The organism is Hymenobacter sp. B81 (assembly GCF_044628455.1).
In the GTDB taxonomy this organism is placed as follows: Bacteria; Bacteroidota; Bacteroidia; order Cytophagales; family Hymenobacteraceae; genus Solirubrum.
In genome coordinates this window covers 1-912 of the sequence record NZ_JBIYZW010000010.1, presented here as the reverse complement: position 1 = coordinate 912, position 912 = coordinate 1, and the positions used below count along the sequence as shown (strand labels likewise).

The following is a 912-nucleotide window of genomic DNA, read 5'->3' as shown; positions in this document are numbered from 1 at the left end:
TACGCGGCCACCACGGCCGGCAGCTACACCGTGCTCGTGACCAACCCCGGTGGCTGCAGCGCCACCTCCAGCCCCCTCAACGTCACGGTAACACCGACGACGACGCCTACCCTGGCCTATAGCGCCAGCAGCTTCTGCCAGAACGCCGGCGCCAACCCCGCGCCCACCGTTTCAGCGCCGGGCGGCACGTTCTCGTCCACGTCGGGCCTGAGCATCAATGCCTCGACGGGCGTCATCAACCTGAGCGCATCGACGCCGGGCAGCTACACGGTGACCTACACCGGCAGCGGTGCCTGCACCGGCAGCGGTACCACCACGGTGACCATCACGGCCCCGGCCAACGCGGCCTTCAGCTACGCCGCGTCGACTTTCTGCCGCAGCGGCAGCAACCCGGCTCCCAGCATCACGGGCACTTCGGGCGGCACGTTCAGCTCGACGGCGGGTTTGAGCATCAATGCTACGACGGGCGCGATTAACCTGAGCGCTTCGACGCCGGGCAGCTACACGGTGACCTACGCAGTGGGCGGCGCCTGCCCGGCTTCGGCCACGGCTTCGGTGACCATCACCACGGCTCCCTTGGCTACCTTCAGCTACGCGGCGGCTTCCTACTGCACCTCGGCTACTAACCCGGCTCCGACTATTGCCAGCGGCGCTTCGGCCGGCACCTTCAGCTCGGCGGCGGGCCTGAGCATCAACGCTACAACGGGTGTCATCAACCTGAGCGCTTCCACGCCGGGTACTTACACGGTGACCAACACCATTGCCGCTTCGGGCGGCTGCGCGGCCAGCACGGCCACGGCTACCGTTCGAATCATTGCTCCGGCCAACGCGGGCTTCGCGTACGCGGCGGCCACGTACTGCGGGAACGGGCCGGACCCGGTGCCGACGATCAGCGGCACGTCGGGCGGCACG

General features: G+C 68.5%; 1 pseudogene. It reads left to right on the top strand.

Annotated features, from left to right (window positions below):
- Positions 1-912, top strand: a pseudogene (locus tag ACE191_RS21765) (hypothetical protein); the annotation flags it as partial.